Annotated in this window: 18 protein-coding genes; 11 read left to right on the top strand and 7 right to left on the bottom strand. The window is 72.6% G+C overall.

What is annotated here, in order from left to right:
• The first annotated feature begins 158 nt into the window (after nt 1-158).
• Nucleotides 159-779, top strand: a complete 621-nt coding sequence (locus tag O7611_RS19810; RefSeq protein ID WP_269697368.1) for an SLATT domain-containing protein — start codon at nt 159-161, stop codon at nt 777-779.
• Here O7611_RS19810 and O7611_RS19805 read toward each other — a convergent pair.
• Nucleotides 737-1,663: an HAD family hydrolase gene (locus O7611_RS19805; protein WP_269697367.1), complete on the bottom strand. Its 927-nt coding sequence runs from the start codon at nt 1,661-1,663 to the stop codon at nt 737-739. The two genes, O7611_RS19810 and O7611_RS19805, sit on opposite strands and share 43 nt — an antisense overlap.
• A complete protein-coding gene (locus O7611_RS19800; RefSeq protein ID WP_269697366.1) occupies nt 1,660-3,348 on the bottom strand; it encodes a metallophosphoesterase family protein in 1,689 nt (562 codons plus the stop codon). Before O7611_RS19800 ends, O7611_RS19805 begins: the two co-directional genes overlap by 4 nt.
• Before the next feature lie 165 nt (nt 3,349-3,513).
• On the opposite strand from O7611_RS19800, the gene O7611_RS19795 reads away from it, so the two are divergent.
• From O7611_RS19795 to O7611_RS19785, 3 genes are all read left to right on the top strand, one after another.
• Nucleotides 3,514-3,864 carry a DUF2203 domain-containing protein gene (locus tag O7611_RS19795; protein WP_260034125.1) on the top strand — a complete coding sequence of 117 codons (351 nt, stop codon included), beginning with the start codon at nt 3,514-3,516 and terminating at the stop codon, nt 3,862-3,864.
• Nucleotides 3,865-3,872: 8 nt separating this feature from the next.
• Nucleotides 3,873-4,391, top strand: a complete 519-nt coding sequence (locus tag O7611_RS19790) for a GNAT family N-acetyltransferase (protein WP_269697365.1) — start codon at nt 3,873-3,875, stop codon at nt 4,389-4,391.
• Nucleotides 4,392-4,497: 106 nt separating this feature from the next.
• On the top strand, nt 4,498-5,301 hold the full coding sequence (locus O7611_RS19785; RefSeq protein WP_043329427.1) for an SGNH/GDSL hydrolase family protein: 804 nt from the start codon (nt 4,498-4,500) through the stop codon (nt 5,299-5,301).
• A 72-nt stretch (nt 5,302-5,373) separates the two neighbouring features.
• Here the strand turns inward: O7611_RS19785 and O7611_RS19780 are convergent, their stop codons facing one another.
• Nucleotides 5,374-5,862, bottom strand: coding sequence for a glutathione peroxidase (locus O7611_RS19780; RefSeq protein ID WP_194801190.1), 489 nt, complete (start codon nt 5,860-5,862; stop codon nt 5,374-5,376).
• Between the two features lie 143 nt (nt 5,863-6,005).
• Here O7611_RS19780 and O7611_RS19775 point away from each other — a divergent pair, with 143 nt between their 5' ends.
• The 4 genes from O7611_RS19775 to O7611_RS19760 all read left to right on the top strand — a co-directional run bounded on the left by O7611_RS19775 (nt 6,006) and on the right by O7611_RS19760 (nt 10,841).
• Nucleotides 6,006-7,640, top strand: coding sequence for a glycosyl hydrolase family 18 protein (locus O7611_RS19775; protein ID WP_194801191.1), 1,635 nt, complete (start codon nt 6,006-6,008; stop codon nt 7,638-7,640).
• Nucleotides 7,641-7,813: 173 nt separating this feature from the next.
• Nucleotides 7,814-8,347, top strand: coding sequence for a hypothetical protein (locus tag O7611_RS19770; RefSeq protein WP_194801192.1), 534 nt, complete (start codon nt 7,814-7,816; stop codon nt 8,345-8,347).
• A gap of 57 nt (nt 8,348-8,404) precedes the next feature.
• Nucleotides 8,405-9,811, top strand: a complete 1,407-nt coding sequence (locus O7611_RS19765) for a class II 3-deoxy-7-phosphoheptulonate synthase (protein ID WP_013475760.1) — start codon at nt 8,405-8,407, stop codon at nt 9,809-9,811.
• A gap of 10 nt (nt 9,812-9,821) precedes the next feature.
• On the top strand, nt 9,822-10,841 hold the full coding sequence (locus O7611_RS19760) for a threonine aldolase family protein (RefSeq protein ID WP_269698131.1): 1,020 nt from the start codon (nt 9,822-9,824) through the stop codon (nt 10,839-10,841).
• A gap of 71 nt (nt 10,842-10,912) precedes the next feature.
• On the opposite strand, the gene O7611_RS19755 is transcribed toward O7611_RS19760, so the two are convergent.
• Nucleotides 10,913-11,782 carry a deoxyribonuclease IV gene (locus O7611_RS19755; protein WP_269697364.1) on the bottom strand — a complete coding sequence of 290 codons (870 nt, stop codon included), beginning with the start codon at nt 11,780-11,782 and terminating at the stop codon, nt 10,913-10,915.
• The gene (gene pknB, locus O7611_RS19750) at nt 11,779-13,764 is read right to left on the bottom strand and encodes a Stk1 family PASTA domain-containing Ser/Thr kinase (protein WP_194801194.1); all 1,986 of its coding nucleotides are present in this window, start codon (nt 13,762-13,764) and stop codon (nt 11,779-11,781) included. Before pknB ends, O7611_RS19755 begins: the two co-directional genes overlap by 4 nt.
• 130 nt (nt 13,765-13,894) lie before the next feature.
• Between pknB and O7611_RS19745 the strand changes: the two genes are divergently transcribed.
• Entirely contained in the window at nt 13,895-14,275 is a 381-nt protein-coding gene (locus O7611_RS19745; RefSeq protein ID WP_135241310.1) for an Rv2175c family DNA-binding protein, read from the top strand.
• A 198-nt stretch (nt 14,276-14,473) separates the two neighbouring features.
• Here O7611_RS19745 and O7611_RS19740 read toward each other — a convergent pair whose 3' ends face one another.
• Both O7611_RS19740 and O7611_RS19735 read right to left on the bottom strand, forming a co-directional pair.
• The gene (locus tag O7611_RS19740) at nt 14,474-15,556 is read right to left on the bottom strand and encodes a polyprenyl synthetase family protein (protein ID WP_194801195.1); all 1,083 of its coding nucleotides are present in this window, start codon (nt 15,554-15,556) and stop codon (nt 14,474-14,476) included.
• A gap of 63 nt (nt 15,557-15,619) precedes the next feature.
• Entirely contained in the window at nt 15,620-17,023 is a 1,404-nt protein-coding gene (locus O7611_RS19735) for a helix-turn-helix domain-containing protein (protein ID WP_269697363.1), read from the bottom strand.
• A gap of 227 nt (nt 17,024-17,250) precedes the next feature.
• Between O7611_RS19735 and metF the strand changes: the two genes are divergently transcribed.
• A complete protein-coding gene (gene metF, locus O7611_RS19730) occupies nt 17,251-18,168 on the top strand; it encodes a methylenetetrahydrofolate reductase [NAD(P)H] (RefSeq protein ID WP_269697362.1) in 918 nt (305 codons plus the stop codon).
• Nucleotides 18,169-18,212: 44 nt separating this feature from the next.
• Nucleotides 18,213-18,902, top strand: coding sequence for a CDP-alcohol phosphatidyltransferase family protein (locus O7611_RS19725; RefSeq protein WP_194801198.1), 690 nt, complete (start codon nt 18,213-18,215; stop codon nt 18,900-18,902).
• Nucleotides 18,903-18,911: the final 9 nt, after the last annotated feature.

Here is an 18,911-nt window from a genome sequence, read left to right as displayed (position 1 = left end):
GGCGCGATGACGCAGGCTGTGCGTATGGCGCGACAGCATTCTCCGATCCTCGACCCGCCACCCGGTCACGGCCTTCGCCATGCGCTGGGATCGGTCGGCTCGTGGTAGCGGGCAACGGTCACGTCGACAGGCCAAGACGTCGAGTCCCGCGACGGGACATGATCATCCGCCCGTTCCCCGTCTTGGCTGCGAACCAACAGCCTGAGGCCGTTCTGGACCGTTTGCGCGGGTGGGCGGAAGGGCAGGCTGAGGACGCGGTTGCCTGGTACCTGCGCGACAAGGCGGTACGCCGCAGGATCTCCCGCCTGCTGCGCGGCTGCGCGATTCTGCTGGGGATCGCTGGCGGAGTCGTACCCCTCGTCAGCGCGGCGAGCGCTGGGAGCGGCGCCAGCTGGGGATATGTCCTGCTCGCCTTGGCTGGTGGCTGCCTGGCCTTCGACCACTTCTTTGGCCTGTCCTCGGCCTGGATGCGCGACATCGCTACCGCGCAAGCGCTTCAGCGGGCACTCATCGAGTTCCGGCTGGACTGGGTTGCCACGCAGTTGGGTGTCGCGGCCACGGAGGACGCGGTGATACGCCGGCGCGAGGAACTAATCCGCGTGCTCGTGCTGCGGACGGCCGAGTTGGTCGAGGCGGAGACCGGCGAGTGGCTCAGTGAGTTCCGCAGCAACATCGGTGACCTGAACCGGCGGAGCGGATGGTCGCCCGCAGCGGACCACACCTCCGTCGGAGCGGGTCAATCGGCCGGTGCCGCCGGCAAGCAGGCTGATATCACTTGAGGCCGCCTCGGGTGCGGTGCCGCACTGAAGGTGTAGTGGTCGCACAACTCGCGGAAGGCGTCGAGCGTCACGTCCGGCGCGTACTGCGGAGGATCATCGCTCTTGACTTCTGCTGCGGTGACGGCCGCCGGGTCCCAGTGGGACAGTGCGACCAAGCCGCGCCAGAGGTCGGAGTCGTGGTGGGTGCCGTAGCGAGCCCAGGCGGCGAGCATCCCTGCTCGCTTGGCCATCGCCACGTCCTTGCTCAGGCTGTCGCCCACGTACAGGCAGTGGGCAGTCGGAACGCCGAGCTGCTCGGAGATCTGACGGGCGATCTCCGGATTGGGCTTGCGTGCCGTCGGTGGCAGTACGCGAACCTCGATTGCGGCCGGAAGGGACCGTCGATCGGCGCCCAACGGGTGTGGTGGCCCGACGAACCGGGGCGCGTAGATCGCCTCCAACATCGCGTCCAACCCGAGCGACCTTGCTCGACTGCTGATGTTCACGTCCTTGGCCTCGGTGTGTCCCACAACGTGACAACCTGTGGCCTTGATGGCCCGGAGCGTGCTTTCCACGTCCGGATAGAGGTGAAGGTGACGTCGCCGGACCTCGTTGAAAGCGGCGAAGGCCGGCAGTAGGTGCTCGTGTCGTGCTCGTTGGCTCATCCCGGGTAGGCGTCGCTCGACGGCAGAGGTCTCGAGCAGCGCGAAGGGGTGCTCGGTGTTGCCGTGGTTGCGGTGCACGGCCTGGAGGTCGTTGCGCAACTCGTCCTCGGACACGTCGAGGAGTTCGGCGGCTACGGCCACCATCGCTCGCACTGCCGGCACGAAGTACGCCACCCAGTCGTACAACGTGTTGTCCATGTCGAGGATGAGGGCGTGCACGACCGGCCGTCTGATGGTCATGGGGAAACGACCTTCCAGGGGGCAATCTCAAGCCGGCCGTCTGACCCTGTTGCCAGCGGGGCCCGCCAGGTCATGAAGCGTTCGAACGAGCCTTGTTGTTGACTCCGGTACATCTCCAACTCCACGACTGGGCCCGCCATCCGGATCAGGTTGAAGAAGTTACGCCGACCGTCTGACGATCTCGAGCCGCTGCTCCCGCCACCGACGATGTTGAAGCGTCCCAGGTCCCAGCGTTCGTTGCTGTATTCGGGGAGATGGTACGCCTCGGTGCGCCAGACGAACGCGCGGTGCTTGTGCCCGTGCACCGCGAGGTGTACCCCGTCACGGGCGGCCAGGCGCTGGATCCTTGGTGCGTCGATGGCGATCCCGAAACCCGTCGCGTACTCGTCGGGCGATTCGAGGTCCTCGGTCAGTGCGAGATGATGATGCAGCGCGAGCACGCGCAGGGCTGATCCAGGGTTCGACCAGGCGAGCGCACTGGTCACCTCGCGGTATGCGGACTCCTGGACCCGGCCCATGCCCGCCAGGAACGACTGCCCCTGTTCCAGCGAGCTGGAGTTGACCGCGGCGATGTCGACCAGGTTGCCGCCCGGGAAGACGAAACGGCGAGCCATCGACAGGTGGGGTGAGGCCGGGTATCCGTATAGGGCGCGAAAGAACTCCCGGTAGTTGGCCGTTGCCGCCGCCGGCGCCACCTCGACCGGTGCTCCGTATTCGTACGAGTCACCGCGGGTCCAGGCGATGTCGTGGTTGCCGGGGATGACGACGAGATGCTCCATGCCCAGCCCGAGTAGCCCATTGGTGAGCTTGAAGAGGCCGGCCCGCGCCGCCGCGAACTCGTCGCGGTGGGCGACGTAGGTGAGATCGCCCGTTACGAGGACCGCTCCTACCGACCGCTGATCACGAGCCAGGGCATCGGAGATCGCGTCGACCATGGTCGGGCGAGTAGTGCCGTCCTCGGTCTCCAGCCGCCACTGATGCTCCGACCGAAACCGCCCGGCCGCATAGTGCGGATCGGTGAGGTGCAGCAGCCACGGCCCTGGGCAGGCGATCGGCTCGGCGGACAGCGCGCCGTCCTGGCGTGGCGACGCGGTCAGGAACCGCTCGCTGGAGTCAGCCGGCTGGGCCGGACGGATCTCCCAGATGGTGGTGTCCATCGCGCGCAGCTCGTCAGCGTCCAGGATCCGCTTACCCACCAGCCGCTCCATTTGGCCTCGCGGATGATGTGGCAACGGCGGTGCGGCGGCGAAGGAGAACTTCCCGAAGAATTCCATCGGCTCCTCGGCCAGGGCCACCAGCCGTAGCCATCCCCGGCTGTGCCGACTCGCCCGATAGTAGGGTGGAACGCCGTCCCGTTCGGCGTCGGGCGGACTGAGCGAGGTGAAGGCCCCGAGATCGTCCGGCTGCGGCAGGATCACGCGGTCGACGATGGCGGGATGAACGAGGCCCGTCCCGGAGTGGAACAGCCCGATCGGCACCCGACGTCCCTCCAGCGTCTCGCGTTCGAGCGCCTCCCATACCTCCAGTCGTCCGGGTTCGTTGGGTCGCTTCCACCAGCCCCACCAGCACCAACCACGCTCCTGCAGGACGGCGCGATGCTCGGGCAGGGTGTCGGCGACCAGATCCCGGTACCGGAACAGGTACCGCGGGTCCGGGGTGCTGGGGCTGGGCGAACGATCGCTCATGCCAGTGAGCCTCCAACGACGGGCGAGGGGCGTCCGGGCAAGCCGAGGGCCGATCCGGGAGGAACCACCTGTATACCCGAGCGCGACGATGCTCGATACCCGGTGCCGTTCCGGCGGTGCCGTGTGGCAGCTTCCCTCCGGACGGTCGTGCCGCATACTGGCCCGGTGTTCACTCTCGCCCAGGCGCGACACCTGGTGGCCACGCTGCGGCCGCGCGTCGACGAGCTGATCCGGCTGCGGGCCGACCTGGCCGAGCTGCGTGTCGATCTGGCCGATCACGGCGTCAGCGCGCTCGGCGGGCTGGCCGAGGTGAAGGCGCTGGAGGCACGGTTGCATCTCGTGGTGGACGAGTTCCACCAGCACGAGATCGCGGTCAAGGGGATCGCCCCGGTGCTGCTCGACTTCCCCGGTGAGCGCGACGGCCGGGCGGTGCTGTGGTGCTGGCTGGAGGGGGACACCGACATCCGGTGGTATCACCGGGTCGAGTGCGGGTTCGCCGGCCGTCGTCCCGTCTGAGCCGGCCTGTGGGTGACGCGCGCCGGGCGGTGCCGTCCGACGCCGACGAGCTGGTGCGGCTGCGCGGGCTGATGCTCGCCGGCATGAGCGGGGTGCCGACGCCGCCGGGTCGCTGGCAGGACGTCGCCCGGGACAATCTGCGTACCTGGCTGGCTGAGCCGGACCCGTGGCTCGCCGCCTTCGTGGTCGACGCGCCGGGCGGCGCGTCGCTGGCGGCCTGCGCGGTGGGCACTGTGGAGCGCCGACTCGGCGGGCCGGACGATCCGAGCGGCCTGGTCGGGTACGTCTTCAACGTCAGCACCGACCCGGCGTACCGCCGACGTGGCCACAGCCGGGCCTGCCTGACCGCGCTGCTGGCGTGGTTCCGGGACCGGGGTGTGCGCCGGGTGGATCTGCGGGCCTCGGCGGCCGGCCGGCCGCTCTATCGTGCCCTGGGTTTCCGGGAGACCGCCGACCCGGCGATGCGGCTGACGATCCCGGCGGAACAATCCTTCAGCCCGCTCCGCGAAACCGGCAACGATTTGTAGGCGTAAGTCGCTATACGCGCCCGGCCGCAAATCGGTGATCTTCCATGCGCTGTGATCTTATTGATATCTATCTCTCACCACCACTTCACGCCCCCAGGAGTGCGACGTGCGGAGATCCCGTCTTGCCACCCTCGCCCTGACCCTGGCCGCCTCGGTCGGGGTCACCCTGTCTCTGGCCGCCCCCGCCCAGGCGGCCCCGTCCGACCGCTACGTCGCGCTCGGCGACTCGTACGCCTCCGGCGTCGGCGCCGACAGCTACACGTCCGAGAGCGGTAACTGCCTACGCAGTACGAACGCCTATCCGGCGCTCTACAACGCCAACATCAAGCCCGCGTCGTACCGTTCGGTCGCCTGCTCCGGCGCCACCACGGCGGACGTCATCAACAGCCAGCTCTCCGCGCTCTCCTCCACCACCACGCTGGTCAGCGTCACGGTGGGCGGCAACGACGTCGGCTTCGCCAACATCATGAGCACCTGCGTGCTCCAGGGGGAGACCCAGTGCGTGGCGGCCGTGCAGTCCGCCATGAACGTGGCCCGCACCTCGATGCCGGGCCGCCTCGCCAACGTCTACAACGGCATCAAGAGCCGCTCGCCCTCGGCCCGCGTCGTGGTGGTCGGCTACCCGGTCTTCTACCAGCTCGGCACCACCTGCGTCGGGCTCAGCGCGACGTCCCGGGCGAAGATCAACGAGGGCATCAACCTGCTCGACGACATCACCCGTACGGCCGCCGTCTCGGCCGGCTTCAAATTCGCCGACGTCCGCTCCATCTTCGTCGGCCACCAGCTGTGCAGCGGCGGGACCAAGTGGCTGCACGCGCTGAACGTGCTGAGCCTGAGCAAGTCGTACCACCCGACGGCCGCGGGGCAGTCCGGCGGCTACTACCCGGTCTTCCGGTCCGCCGCCGGCTGACCCGGTCCGCGGCAGCGGCACGCCTCCCCGCGGGAGCGTGCCGCTTCGCCGTGCCCGGCGGCGGTGTGCCCGTCAGGCCGGCAGGACCTTCTCGATCGCCGCGCGCAGCTCAGGATCCTCGGGCGTGACCTGCGGGCCGAACCGGGCGGCCACCGTGCCGTCCGGCGCGACGAGGAACTTCTCGAAGTTCCAGCGCACGTCGCCGGTGTGCCCCTCGGCGTCCGGCGTGGACACCAGCTCCGCGTAGAGCGGGTGCCGGTCGGGCCCGTTGACGTCGACCTTCTCCGTCAGCGGAAACGTCACGCCGTAGTTGACCTGGCAGAACTCCTCGATCTCAGCGGCGCTGCCCGGCTCCTGGCCGGCGAACTGGTTGCACGGCACCCCGAGCACGGTCAGCCCGCGTCCGGCGTACGTGTCGGCGAGTTCCTGAAGGCCCGTGTACTGCGGGGTGAGGCCGCAGCGGGAGGCCACGTTGACCACGAGCAGGGCGCGGCCGCGGTAGCCGCCGAGGTCGGCCGGGCCGCCGGTGAGGGCGTCGATCTGGACGTCGAAAACGGTCATGGGACGAGGCTACGGGCCTTGGCGCCCACCGTCCCGCGCCACCCGTGAAATCGATGCATCGACATCTTGACTAAGTGGTGACGGCGTGAGTAGCGTCTCAGCAATCAATTTGGAAAGTTTCCTAACTATTGGAGGGACGCCGTATGAAGAGATCGCTCCGCCGGGCCCTGTGGGCCACCGGCGCCGTGGTCGCGCTCGCGGTCGCCGCGGTGCCCATGACCACCGCGTCGGCCGCCGGCAGCGTCACCGCCACGTTCGCCAAGGTGCAGGACTGGGGGACCGGCCACGAGGGACGGGTGACAGTCACCAACGGCACCAGCTCCACCGTCAACGGCTGGCGCATCGAGTTCACGCTGCCCTCCGGCACCTCGATCAGCAGCTCCTGGGACGCCGACATCACCCGCAGCGGTGACCGCTACGTGGCGGTCAACAAGAGCTGGGCGTCGACGCTCGCCCCCGGCGCCAGCTTCAGCTGGGGCTACAACGGCACCGGCGCGTACAAGGCGCCGGTGAGCTGCACGATCAACGGCGGCTCCTGCACCGGCGGCGGCACGCCGACGACCACCGCGCCCACCACGGCGCCGCCGACCACCGCGCCGCCCACCACGGCACCGCCGACGACCGCCCCGCCGACCACGCAGCCGCCCACCACGCCGCCGCCCGGCGGCAAGAAGATCGTCGGCTACTTCGCCGAGTGGGGCGTCTACGCCCGCAACTACCACGTCAAGAACATCCACACCAGCGGCTCGGCCGCGAAGCTGACCCACATCCTGTACGCCTTCGGCAACACCACCGGCGGCCGCTGCAGCATCGGGGACAGCTACGCCGACTACGAGAAGGCGTACACCGCGGCGGACAGCGTCGACGGCGTCGCCGACACCTGGGACCAGCCGCTGCGCGGCAGCTTCAACCAGCTGCGCAAGCTCAAGAAGATGTACCCGAACCTGAAGGTGCTCTGGTCCTTCGGCGGCTGGACCTGGTCCGGCGGCTTCACCCAGGCCGCGCAGAACCCGGCCGCGTTCGCCGACTCCTGCTACTCCCTGGTCAAGGACCCGCGCTGGGCGGACGTCTTCGACGGCATCGACGTCGACTGGGAGTACCCGAACGCCTGCGGCCTCCAGTGCGACAGCAGCGGCCCGAACGCGTTCAAGAACGTGGTCTCGGCCCTGCGGAGCAAGTTCGGCTCCAGCTTCCTGGTCACCGCGGCGATCACCGCCGACGGCAGCAACGGCGGCAAGATCGACGCCACCGACTACGCCGGCGCCGCGAACAACCTCAACTGGCTGATGCCGATGACGTACGACTACTTCGGCGCCTTCAACGCCCAGGGGCCGACCGCGCCGCACTCGCCGCTCTACTCGTACGCCGGCATCCCGCAGCAGGGCTTCTGGTCGGACGCGGCGATCCAGAAGCTCAAGTCCAAGGGCGTACCGTCCAGCAAGCTGCTGCTCGGCGTCGGGTTCTACGGACGCGGCTGGACCGGCGTGACCCAGGCCGCACCCGGCGGCAGCGCCACCGGCGCGGCACCTGGTACCTACGAGGCCGGCATCGAGGACTACAAGGTGCTCAAGAACAGCTGCCCGGCCACCGGCACCGTCGGCGGCACCGCGTACGCCAAGTGCGGCAGCAACTGGTGGAGCTACGACACCCCGTCGACCATCGGCGGGAAGATGAGCTACGCCAACAGCCAGGGCCTCGGTGGCGCGTTCTTCTGGGAGCTCTCCGGTGACACCAGCAACGGTGAGCTGATCGGCGCCATCAAGGGCGGTCTCGGCTGAGCCGAGGGCCGACGCACCACCCACCCGGCGGGGAGGGGCCGCACCGGCCCCTCCCCGCCCGCGTGCCGTCCTGGCCGAGCGCGCCGATCCGGGTCAGGATGGGGAGTCACCCGGCCACGCGGGCCGGGTGTGGCACACTCGCCGCTCGACGAGTCAACGCGACGGGAGGACAGATGGGTCGCAGCCACCGGGACCGGTTCGCCGGGCTCGCTCTCCTCGCGCTGTTGCCGGCGGCGCTGGCCGCCTGCGGCTCGGGCGGCCAGGACGGCGGAGACACCCCGCCCAGCGGGAAGGCGCCGGCCGAGGAGGCGGCGGCCAAGAGCCGCGAACGTGTGCAGGCGTACCTGGACGCGCTCACCGCCCGCGACGCCGCCGCCGGCCGCAGCCAGCTCTGCGCGCCCATGCACGCCGCCTTCGACTCCGCCGCCACCGGCCCGAACGGCGACTTCGCCGACCACTTCACGGTGCCCGAGGCGACGATCACCGAGGTCCGCTCCGGCCCGAACGGCCAGGAGGTCAGCGCCTCGATCACCGTTGCCGCCGGCTCGCGCAAGGCCGCCCGGTCGTTGCTGTTCACCGTCACCCGTAACGGGGCGGACTGGTGCATCTCCGGCGAGGTGCCCGGCGAGCGCGCGGTCGAGGCGACCGCCGACCCGGCGGAGCCGGCGCCGCCGGCGACGGCGCCCTCACCGGTTCCCTCCCAGTGACCGGAACCATCCCCCTCGGCGGCGAGTGATCGCGACGGTCGCCGTACGCTTTCCTTCATGCGCCATGAGTGGCATCAGCTGAGTCACCCCGCCGTGGGCAGCCCTGGTCTGCAGACCAGCCGCCCGACCGCCGACTCCGCCGAGGACGCGGCCCTCGGCCTCGACCGATGGCGGGAGCTGCCGCGCGCGCAGACCCCGCCCTGGGACGACCCGGCCCAGGTCGCCGAGGTCTGCCGGGTGCTGGACACGGTGCCGTCGGTGGTCGCGCCCTACGAGGTCGACCAGTTGCGGCAGCGGCTCGCGCTGGTCTGCGAGGGCAAGGCGTTCCTGCTCCAGGGCGGTGACTGCGCGGAGACCTTCGCCGACAACACCGAGAGCCACCTGCTCGCCAACGCCCGCACGCTGCTCCAGATGGCCATCGTGCTCACCTACGGCGCGTCGCTGCCCGTGGTCAAGGTCGCCCGGGTCGCCGGCCAGTACACCAAGCCCCGGTCCCTGCCGACCGACGCCCGGGGCCTGCCCGCCTACCGCGGCGACATGATCAATTCCCTTGAGGCCACGCCGGAGGCGCGGGTCGCCGACCCGCAGCGCATGATCCGGGCGTACGCCAACTCGGCCGCCGCGATGAACATGCTCCGGGCGTACCTGGCCGGCGGGCTGGCCGACCTGCACGCCGTGCACGACTGGAACAAGGACTTCGTCCGGCGGTCCCCGGCCGGCGAACGCTACGACGCGATCGCCCGCGAGATCGACCGGGCGCTGGCCTTCATCCGGGCCTGCGGAATGACCGACGACGAGGCGCTGCGCACCGTCACGCTGCACTGCTCGCACGAGGCGCTGGCGCTGGAGTACGACCGGGCGCTGACCCGGATCTCCAACGGCAAGGCGTACGGCCTGTCCGGGCATTTCCTCTGGATCGGTGAGCGGACCCGGCAGATCGACGGCGCGCACATCGACTTCATCTCCCGCATCGCCAACCCGATCGGCGTCAAGCTCGGCCCGACGACCACCCCCGACGAGGCGATCGAGCTCTGCGAGAAGCTCAACCCGGACAACATCCCCGGCCGGCTCACGCTGATCAGCCGGATGGGCAACCACCGGGTACGCGACGCGCTGCCCCCGATCGTCGCCAAGGTCACCGCGGCGGGCGCCAAGGTCGTCTGGCAGTGCGACCCGATGCACGGCAACACGCACGAGTCCTCGAACGGCTACAAGACCCGGCACTTCGACCGGATCGTGGACGAGGTGCTCGGCTACTTCGAGGTGCACCGCGGCCTGGACACCCACCCGGGTGGCCTGCACGTCGAGCTGACCGGCGAGGACGTCACCGAGTGTCTCGGCGGCGCCCAGGGCATCGAGGACCTCGACCTGCCCGACCGGTACGAGACCGCCTGCGACCCCCGGCTGAACACCCAGCAGTCACTGGAGTTGGCGTTCCTGGTGGCGGAGATGCTCCGTGGGTGATGTGAGGAATCTGATCGATCTGCGGACGGACACCGTGACCCGGCCGACGCCGGGGATGCGGGAGGCGATGACCGCCGCCGAGGTGGGCGACGACGTCTACGGCGAGGACCCGACGGTCACCGCGCTGGAGACCGAGGTGGCCGCGCTGTTCGGCCACGAGGCGGCGCTGTTCGCCCCGAGCGGCTCGATGGCCAACCAGATCGCGCTCCAGCTGCACGTACCGCCGGGCGACGAGCTGCTCTGCGACGCCGACGCGCACGTGGTCACGTACGAGGTGGGCGCCGCCGCCGCGTACGGTGGGATCTCCTCGCGGACCTGGCCGGCGGTGGGCGCGGAGCTGGACCCCGACGTGGTGGCCGGGATGATCCGGCCGGACGGCTACTTCGCGGTGCCCACGCGGGCGATCGCGGTGGAGCAGACCCACAACCGGGGCGGCGGCGGGGTGATCCCGCTGCCGACGCTGCGGCGGATGCGTGAGGTCGCCGACGAGCACGGGGTGGCCCTGCACTGCGACGGCGCGCGGATCTGGCATGCGCATGTGGCCGACGGGGTGCCGCTGGCCGAGTACGGCGTGTTGTTCGACACGCTCTCGGTCTGCCTCTCCAAGGGCCTCGGCGCGCCGGTCGGCTCGCTGATCGTGGGTAGCGCGGAGAAGATCGCCCGGGCGCGGTTCCTGCGCAAGCGGATGGGCGGCGGCATGCGGCAGGTCGGCATCCTGGCCGCCGCCGGCCGGTACGCGCTGGCGCACCACGTCGAGCGGCTCGCCGACGACCACGTGAAGGCGGCCCGGCTGGCCGAGGCGATCGCCCCGCACGGGGTGCTCGCGGCGGCGGTGCGGACCAACATCGTGCCGCTGGACCTGACCAAGCACCCGCTGGACGCGCACGCGCTGGCGGCGGCCGCGCGGGCGGAGGGGCTGCTGATCTCGGTGCTCGGCCCGCGTACCGCCCGGCTGGTCACCCACCTGGACGTCACCGACACGCAGATCGACCGCGCCGCCACCATCCTGAACACCGCTCTGCGCGCCTGACCCGCCCTCACCCTGCCGCGCCCCGCGCCCCTGCCGGAGTCCGGCGGGGGAGGGGCGCGTGGGCGGAACCGTCAGGGGTGGAGGCGCTTCAGGGTGGCTATGTCAGCGGCGTGGCCGACGTGCTTCTCCGTGGGGGTCTCCACCAGTACGGGCACACCGGCCGTCGCCGGATGGCGCATCAGCTCGGCGAACGCCGGCTCACCGATGGTGCCCTTGCCGATGTTCTCGTGCCGGTCCCGGGTGGAACCGCACAGGTCCTTCGAGTCGTTCGCGTGCACCAGCCGTAGCCGGTCCGCGCCCACTGTCGCGACCAGCGTGTCGAGCGTGGCGGTCATGCCGCCCTCGGCGGCAAGGTCGTGGCCGGCCGCCCAGGCGTGACAGGTGTCGAAGCAGACCCCGAGCATCGGGTGCCTGTCGACCGTGTCCAGGTAGGGGCCGAGGTGTTCGACCCGGGACGCCAGTGACCGGCCGCCCCCGGCGCTCGGCTCGACCAGCAGCATCGGTCCGCCGGTGGCCGCGACCTCGTCGAGCAGCGGGAGCAGTGCCTCCCGGACCTGCCGCAGGGCCGCCTCGGCGTGACCGGCGTCGACCGAGCTGCCGGCGTGGAACACCACGCCCTCGGCACCGATCGCCCGGCCCCGCCGCAGCGCGTGCGCCAGCGTCTCGGCCGACCGGGTCACAGTCGCCGGGGTGGGGGAGCCGAGGTTCACCAGCAGCGACGCGTGGATGAACACGGGCAGGCCGCGCTCGCCGCACCCGTCGCGGAACGACGCGTCCTGCGCCGGGTCCCCGGCCGGCAGCGCCCAGCCCCGCGAGTTCGAGACGTAGACCTGCACCACCTCGGACCCGGCCGCGTCCGCGTACGGCAGGGTCGCCCGGGCCAGGCCGCCGGAGGTGGGGGTGTGCGACCCCACCCGGCGGCGGCCGTCGCATCCGCTCACAGGCACGTCACCGTGATCGTCGTACCCGGCGGCACCGGCGTGTTCTCGGCCGGGTTCTGGATCCGGACGATGCCGTTCGGGTTGAGCTGGACGTTGACCGGGAAGCCCTGGCTCTCCAGCGTCTGCTTGGCCTGCTGGCACGGCATGTCGATCACCCGGGGCACGGCCACCTGCGGCGGGCCCTTGCTGATCTCCAGCTTGACCTGGGTGCCCTTCTCCACACCGGTGCCGTCGGCCGGGCTCTGGCCGAGGATCTCGTCCTTCGGCTTGTCGGAGTCCTTGACGTTCTCCACCGGCTTCAGCCCGAGCTGCGCGAGGATGGCGCGCGCCTCGGTGAGGCTCTTGCCGACCAGGTTGGGCACCGTCACCGGCGCGCGACCCTTGCTGAGGATCACCGTCACCTTCGCCCCGGGCTTGACCTCTGTGCCCACCTTCGGATCGGTGGCCAGCACCACACCCGCCGGCAGGGCGTCGTCGTACCGGGAGGAGCCCTTGGCCACGACCAGGTTGACGCCCTCCAGTTCGGCCTGGGCCAGCGCGTAGTCCTTGCCCACCACGTCCGGCACCGGCAGCCGCTCCGGACCGAGCGACAGGGTCAGCGTGATCGTGCCGCCCTTGACGATCCGCGCGGCCGAGCCGGGATCCTGCCCGAGCACCGTGTCCTTCGGGACGTTCTCGTCGTAGCGCGGTGCGGCGTACCGCAGCGTGAAGCCGCCGCGCTCGGCCCGCGCCTCCGCGTCGGCCTTGGTCAGGCTCACCAGCTGCGGCGCGACCGTGTAGCGGCCCACGCCGAACCACCAGCCACCCCCGGCGGCGACCAGGCCGAGCACGACGACCACCGCGGCGACGGCCAGCCGCCCGCGCGGTGAGCCCATGATCCGGGTACGCAGAGCGGCGAACCCGGTCCCCGGAACGTCCTCCTCGACGGCGCGGCGCCGGTGCGGGCGCTGCGCGGCGCCGCTCTCGGGCAGCCGGGCCCACGCCGGGCGCTCGACCGGCTGGAGCGCGGCCACCATCTGGGTCGGCTGGCTCAGCACCGCGGTGTCGTCGCTGAGCTGCGGCAGCACGGTGGTGTGCGCCTGCGGGTCGCCGAGCTGGTCGCGGACCGCCTGCACCTCGCTCAGCAGCGCCGCGGCGTCGGCCGGGCGGCCGGCCGGATCCCGCCGGGTGGCCCGGGCGACGAGCGCGTCGAGGGCCGGCGGCAGCGTCGGCACCAGCGTCGACGGCGCCGGTACGTCCCGGTCGACGTGCTGCCAGGCGACCTCCACCGGACGGTCGCCGTCGTAGGGCACCCGGCCGGTGAGCATCTCGAACAGCACGATGCCGGCCGAGTAGACGTCGGTCCGCGGGTCCGCGTGGCCCTGGGTGACCAGCTCCGGCGCCACGTACGCCACGGTCGCCATGAGCTGGTTGCCGTTCTCGTCCTCGGCGCTGGCCTCCACGGCCCGGGCCAGCCCGAAGTCGGCCACCTTGACCACGCTGTCGACAAGGTTGCGGCTGCCGCCGGTGGGCACCTCGGCGACCAGCACGTTCTCCGGCTTGACGTCGCGGTGCACCAGGCCGGCCCGGTGCGCGGCGGCGAGCGCGGCGAGCATCTGCTCGGTGATCGCCAGTGCCTCGTCCGGGTTCAGCCGGCGGCGCTCGGCGAGCACGTCGCGCAGCGTGCGCCCGCGGACGTACTCCATCACCAGGTACGGCAGGCCGGCGTGGATGCCCTGGTCGTAGACCGCCACCACGTTCGGGTGGGTGAGCCGGGCGATCGTCTTCGCCTCGTCGGTGAAGCGCTCGACGAACCCGGCCATCCGGGCCCGGGCCTGCGGCGCCTGGGTCGGGTGAATGATCTTGACCGCCACGGTGCGCTCCAGGCGCTCGTCGGTGGCGGTGTACACGGTCGCCATGCCGCCACGGGCGACGCGCCCGCGGATGCGGTAGCGCCCCTCGATCAGCGAGCCCAGCAACGTGTCGGCGACCTGTGTGTCCATCGGTAGGCAGTCTATGTGTCGGAAGGGTGAAGGTAGAACAGGATGCTACCGCCGGGTTGCGACACGGGGGGACCGCCACGGTGCGGGGTGCCGTGCGCCGCGTCCGGCGGGCACGTGGCAGGGTGGTCGGGTGACCGATTCCGTACCCGCCGAGACCGGCCCCGACCTGGCCGGACCGGCCGACCCGGCCGGCTGGCTGACGCTGCCCGACGTGGCCGAGCGCCTGGACCTGTCGATCAGCAAGGTGCACCAGATGATCCGCGACCGCGAACTGATCGCGGTGCGCCGCGACGGCGTCCGCCGGATCCCGGCCGACCTGGTGGCCAACCGCACCGTGCTCAAGCACCTGCCCGGCGTGCTCAACCTGCTCGCCGACGCCGGGTACGACGACGAGGAGGCGCTGCGCTGGCTCTACCGGGAGGACCCCAGTCTTCCCGGTACCCCCGCCGTGGCCCTCGGCGGCGACCTGGCCCGCGAGGTCAAACGCCGAGCCCAGGCCGTCGCCTTCTAGCCCTCACCCACCCGGACCCACCCCACCCCACCCCACCCCACCCCACCCCACCCCACCCCACCCCACCCCTCCCGCCCGCCCTCGTCGATCATGAAGTTGACGGCGAAGTCGATCTCCGAAAGTGCCGCCAACTTCATGATCGACCGCTTCGGGGGCGGGTGGGGAGGGGGGAGGGGGTGGGGGTGGGGTGGGTGGCGGTCAGGCGGGGCGGCGGGTGGCGGCGATGGCCAGGTCGACCAGGGCCTGGCGGGCCTCGGTGTCCAGGTCGACAGCGGTCAGCGCGGCCAGGGCGCTCTCGGTCAGCGCGGTGATGTGCCGCTCGGCCCGCTCCAGCGCGCCGCTCGTGGTGATCAGCTCGCGCAGCCGGTCCACCCCGGCCGCGTCCAGGTCCGGTGCGCCGAGCCCGGCCAGCAGCGCCTCCCGGCCGGACGGGTCGAGCGTCTCCAGGGCCGCCGCCACCAGGTACGTCCGCTTGCCCTCGCGCAGGTCGTCGCCGGCCGGCTTGCCGGTGCGCTCCGGATCGCCGAACACCCCCAGCACGTCGTCGCGGAGCTGGAACGCCTCACCCAGCGGCAGCCCGTACGCCGAGTACGCGGCGTGCACCTCTGGCGGCGCGCCGGCCAGCGCGGCGCCCAGCAGCAGCGGGCGCTCGACCGTGTACTTCGCCGACTTGTACCGGGCCACCTTCGCCGCCCGGTCCAGCGAGGTGTCCCCGGTGGCCTGGGTCAGCACGTCCAGGTACTGCCCGACGGTCACCTCGGTGCGCATCTCGTCGAAGACCGGCCGGGCTCGGGCCACCGTGGCCGGCGGCAGGCCGGAGGAGTGCAGCAGCTCGTCGGACCAGACCAGGCACAGGTCGCCCAGCAGGATCGCCGCGGCGTCGCCGAAGGAGTCCGCGTCGCCGCCCCAGCCGGCCGTACGGTGCCGGGCGGCGAACCGCCTGTGCATCGCCGGCTCGCCCCGCCGGGTGTCCGACCGGTCCATCAGGTCGTCATGGATCAGTGCGCTGGCCTGCACGAACTCCAGCGCCGCCAGGGTGGCGACGACCTGGTCGGAGTCGACCCCGCCGGCGCCCCGGTAACCCCAGTAGCCGAACGCCGGGCGCAGCCGCTTGCCGCCGCCCAGCACGAACGCCTCGATCGCCTCGGCGACGGGCAGCAGGCCGTCGTCGACGGCGGTCAGCCAGCCGCGCTGGCCGGCGAGGAACTCGGTGAGCGCCTTGTCGATCCGCTGGCGCAGGCCGGCACGGTCGACGGGGGATACGGGAGCAGCGTGGGTCACGCCACGACGCTAGCGGTTCACACCCGTTCCCGCCGTGCCCGGCGCCCCGGCGTGCCTCGTGGCTCACCTGCCCGGACGGTCGCGCAGGTGGCGCGGCACGCCGGACGGCAGGTACGGGCGGGCCGCGGTGACCAGTCGCGCGTACCCCCGGGTGGCCGGCGCGGGCGGCGCCTGGGCCAGGCCGCGCCGGAACGCGGTGAGCTGGCCGGTGGCCCGGGCGGACCCGGACCGGACCGCGTCGAGCAGCGCCTCGCCGGCCACCGCGCACGCCTCGGGCACCGCGCCCAGGCCCAGATGACCGCGGGCCAGCCAGCCGCCGTAGACGGCCGACCGGCGCGGGCGGCCCGGCGCGCCCACCACCGGCGTCAGCAGCGGCACGGCGGCGGCCGGGCGGCCCAGCGCGACGAGCGTGCGCCCGGTCATCGCCGCCAGTTCGGCCGCATCGAGCCAGTACAGCCAGGGCGGCTCCCGGCCGGGCTCCGGCGTGCCCGCCCGGTCCGCCCCGGCCAGCGCCTGCCCGGCGGCGCGGGCACGCCCGGCGAGCGCGGCGGCGAGCGCCACCCGGTGCAGCAGCAGCGCCCGCAGACCGGGCGTGGCGTCGGCGCGGGCGGCGGCGTACCCGATCCGGGCCAGGACCAGCGCGCCGGCCGGGTCGCCGGCGTCGGCCAGCAGGTGACTGGCCGACGCGAGCACGTGCCCGGCCAGCGGCGGCTCCCCGGCGGCCACCGCCGCCCGCAGCGCCAGCCGGTACGCGACCAGGCCCCCGCCGGGGTCCCCGGCGTCGGCGGCCAGCCAGCCGGCGAGCTGCGCCGACTCGGCGAGCGCGGGCAGTAACCCGCGCCGGCCGGCGGGCCCGGCGCGCCGGTAGCCGCGGACCGCGTGCCGCAGCCGGCGGGCGCCGTGCCCGGCGAGGTCGCCGCCGCCGAGCAGGTCGTCCCAGCGCCGCAGCGTGGCGAGCGTCACCCGGTCCGCCGGGTGACCACGACCGGCGGGCTCGTCCGGCCCGCCCGGTACGCCGAGCGACAAGGCCTCGTTCGCCGGCGTGCCCCCGTCGTCCCGCCCGGGACGGCCGTGCCGCGGCGGCGCGGCGGCGAACGGACCGGTCAGCGTGCGGCCGCCCGGGTCGGCCGCCCAGCGGTACGCGAGCGTGAGCAGGGCCAGCCGGGCCCGGGAGCCGGCCGGGTCGACCATCGCGGGCGCCACGCCCAGCCGGCGGCTGCGGGCGGCGGCCTCGGCCAGCACCTCGCCCGGCAGCCGCAGAACGGTCGCCAGCCAGGCGGACCAGAAGTCGCCGGGAAGCCGCAGCTGGCGCTCCCAGCGGGACACCTCGTTGCGGGTCAGCGTGGGCACGCCGGAGGCGGCGCAGAGCTCGTCGGCCAGCCGCTGCTGGCTCCAGCCACGGGCGGCCCGCAACTCGGCCAGCAGCGGCCCGAGCAGGCGCGGGCCGGGCGGCGGGGACGGGATCATCGGAACCTCCGGGGCGACGGCGCGGATGGCGACGCGGACGCCCGGCCAGGTGGTGGCGCCGGCGCGTCGCCGTCGTGGCGACCCCCGCGCGGGCCCCCGGAACGGCCGTCGGCCGCCCCACCGCGCTGCCGCAGTTCTACCCCCGGGGTACGACGTCGCGCCGGGACAGGTGTTCGCGGGCTGGGAAGATTCCCGGTGCGGCGTGCCGTCCCGGTTACAGTCGGTCCGTGGCGCTCGGTCTTCCCTCGGTCCTTCCCAATCCCCAGCCGGCCATCGGGGAGCTGATCCGTGACGGCCGCCCCACGTTCTCCTTCGAGTTCTTCCCGCCGAAGACCTTGGCCGGGGAGAAGCTGCTCTGGCAGGCCATCCGCGAGCTGGAGTCGCTGCGGCCCTCGTTCGTGTCGATCACCTACGGCGCGGGCGGCTCGACCCGCGACACCACGGTGGCGGTGACCGAACGCATCGCCACCGAGACGACGCTGCTGCCGATGGCGCACCTGACCGCGGTGAACCACTCGGTCGCCGAGCTGCGGCACGTGATCGGCCGGCTGGCCTCGGTCGGGGTCCGCAACGTGCTCGCAGTGCGGGGCGACCCGCCGGGCGACCCGGGCGGCGAGTGGATCGCCCACCCCGAGGGCGTCCGGTACGCCGAGGACCTGGTCCGGCTGGTCCGCGACAGCGGCGACTTCAGCGTCGGCGTGGCCGCGTTCCCGTACAAGCACCCGCGCTCGCCGGACGTGGACAGCGACACCGCGCACTTCGTCCGCAAGTGCCGGGCCGGCGCGGAGTTCGCGATCACCCAGATGTTCTTCGACGCCGACGACTACCTGCGCCTGCGCGACCGGGTCGCCGCCGCCGGCTGCGACACCCCGATCCTGGCCGGGGTGATGCCGGTGACCCAGATCGGCACCATCGAACGCTCGGTGCAGCTGTCCGGCGCGCCGTTCCCGCCCGCCCTGGCGGAGCGGTTCGAGCGGGTGGCCGACGACCCGGAGGCGGTCCGCCGCCTCGGCGTCGAACAGGCGAGCGAGATGTGCGAGAAGCTGCTCGACGAGGGCGTGCCGGGGATCCACTTCATCACGCTCAACCGGTCCCCCGCGACCCGGGAGGTGTGGCAGCGGCTGCGCGCCGCCGCACGGGTGTGACCACCCGCCACACGACACCCGCGCCGTGCTTCTACGGTTGATCCGTGGTGGGCACACAGCTGAACTGGGACCAGTACGCGACCGCGTGGGCGCGGCTGCACGGCGGCTTCGATCCGCGTACCGCCGCGCCGGTGGTGCGCGCCTGGCTGCGCTTCGCCTACCACGTGGGCTACGTGCTGGGCCGGCTGCGCGTCGGCCCCACCCCGGTGACCGTGTTCGGGGTGCTGCTCTGCTTCTGCGTACCCCTGTTCGTGGAGCGGTCCGGCAACGGGCCGTTCCTGGGCGCGTTGTTCGTGCTGCTGGCGGCGGTGGCCGACAGCGTCGACGGCGCGGTGGCGGTCGCGACCGGCCGCACCACCCGGCTGGGCTACGTGTACGACTCGGTCGCCGACCGGCTCGGCGAGGTGGCCTGGCTGATCGCGTTCTGGCTGCTCGGCGCGCCGGGCGCGCTGGTCGCGGCGGCCGGTGGGCTGTCCTGGCTGCACGAGTACGTGCGGGCGCGCGCGGTCTCGGCGGGGATGCGGGAGATCGGCGCGGTGACGGTGGGGGAGCGGCCCACCCGGGTCTGCGTGGCGCTGGTCGGGCTGCTGGTCGCCGGGCTCACCGGGCTGATCGACGCCGACCTGACCGCCGGCACGATCACCATGGCCACCACGGTCTGGGTGCTGCTCGCCGGGTTCGGCCTCGGTCAGTTGCTCTCCGCCGTCCGCCGCGCCCTGGTCGACGCCGGCTGACCGCCGCGC

Origin of the sequence: Micromonospora sp. WMMC273 (genome assembly GCF_027460285.1) — a bacterium.
GTDB classification, from domain to species: domain Bacteria; phylum Actinomycetota; class Actinomycetes; order Mycobacteriales; family Micromonosporaceae; genus Micromonospora; species Micromonospora aurantiaca.
This window is presented reverse-complemented; position numbering and strand designations above follow the sequence as displayed.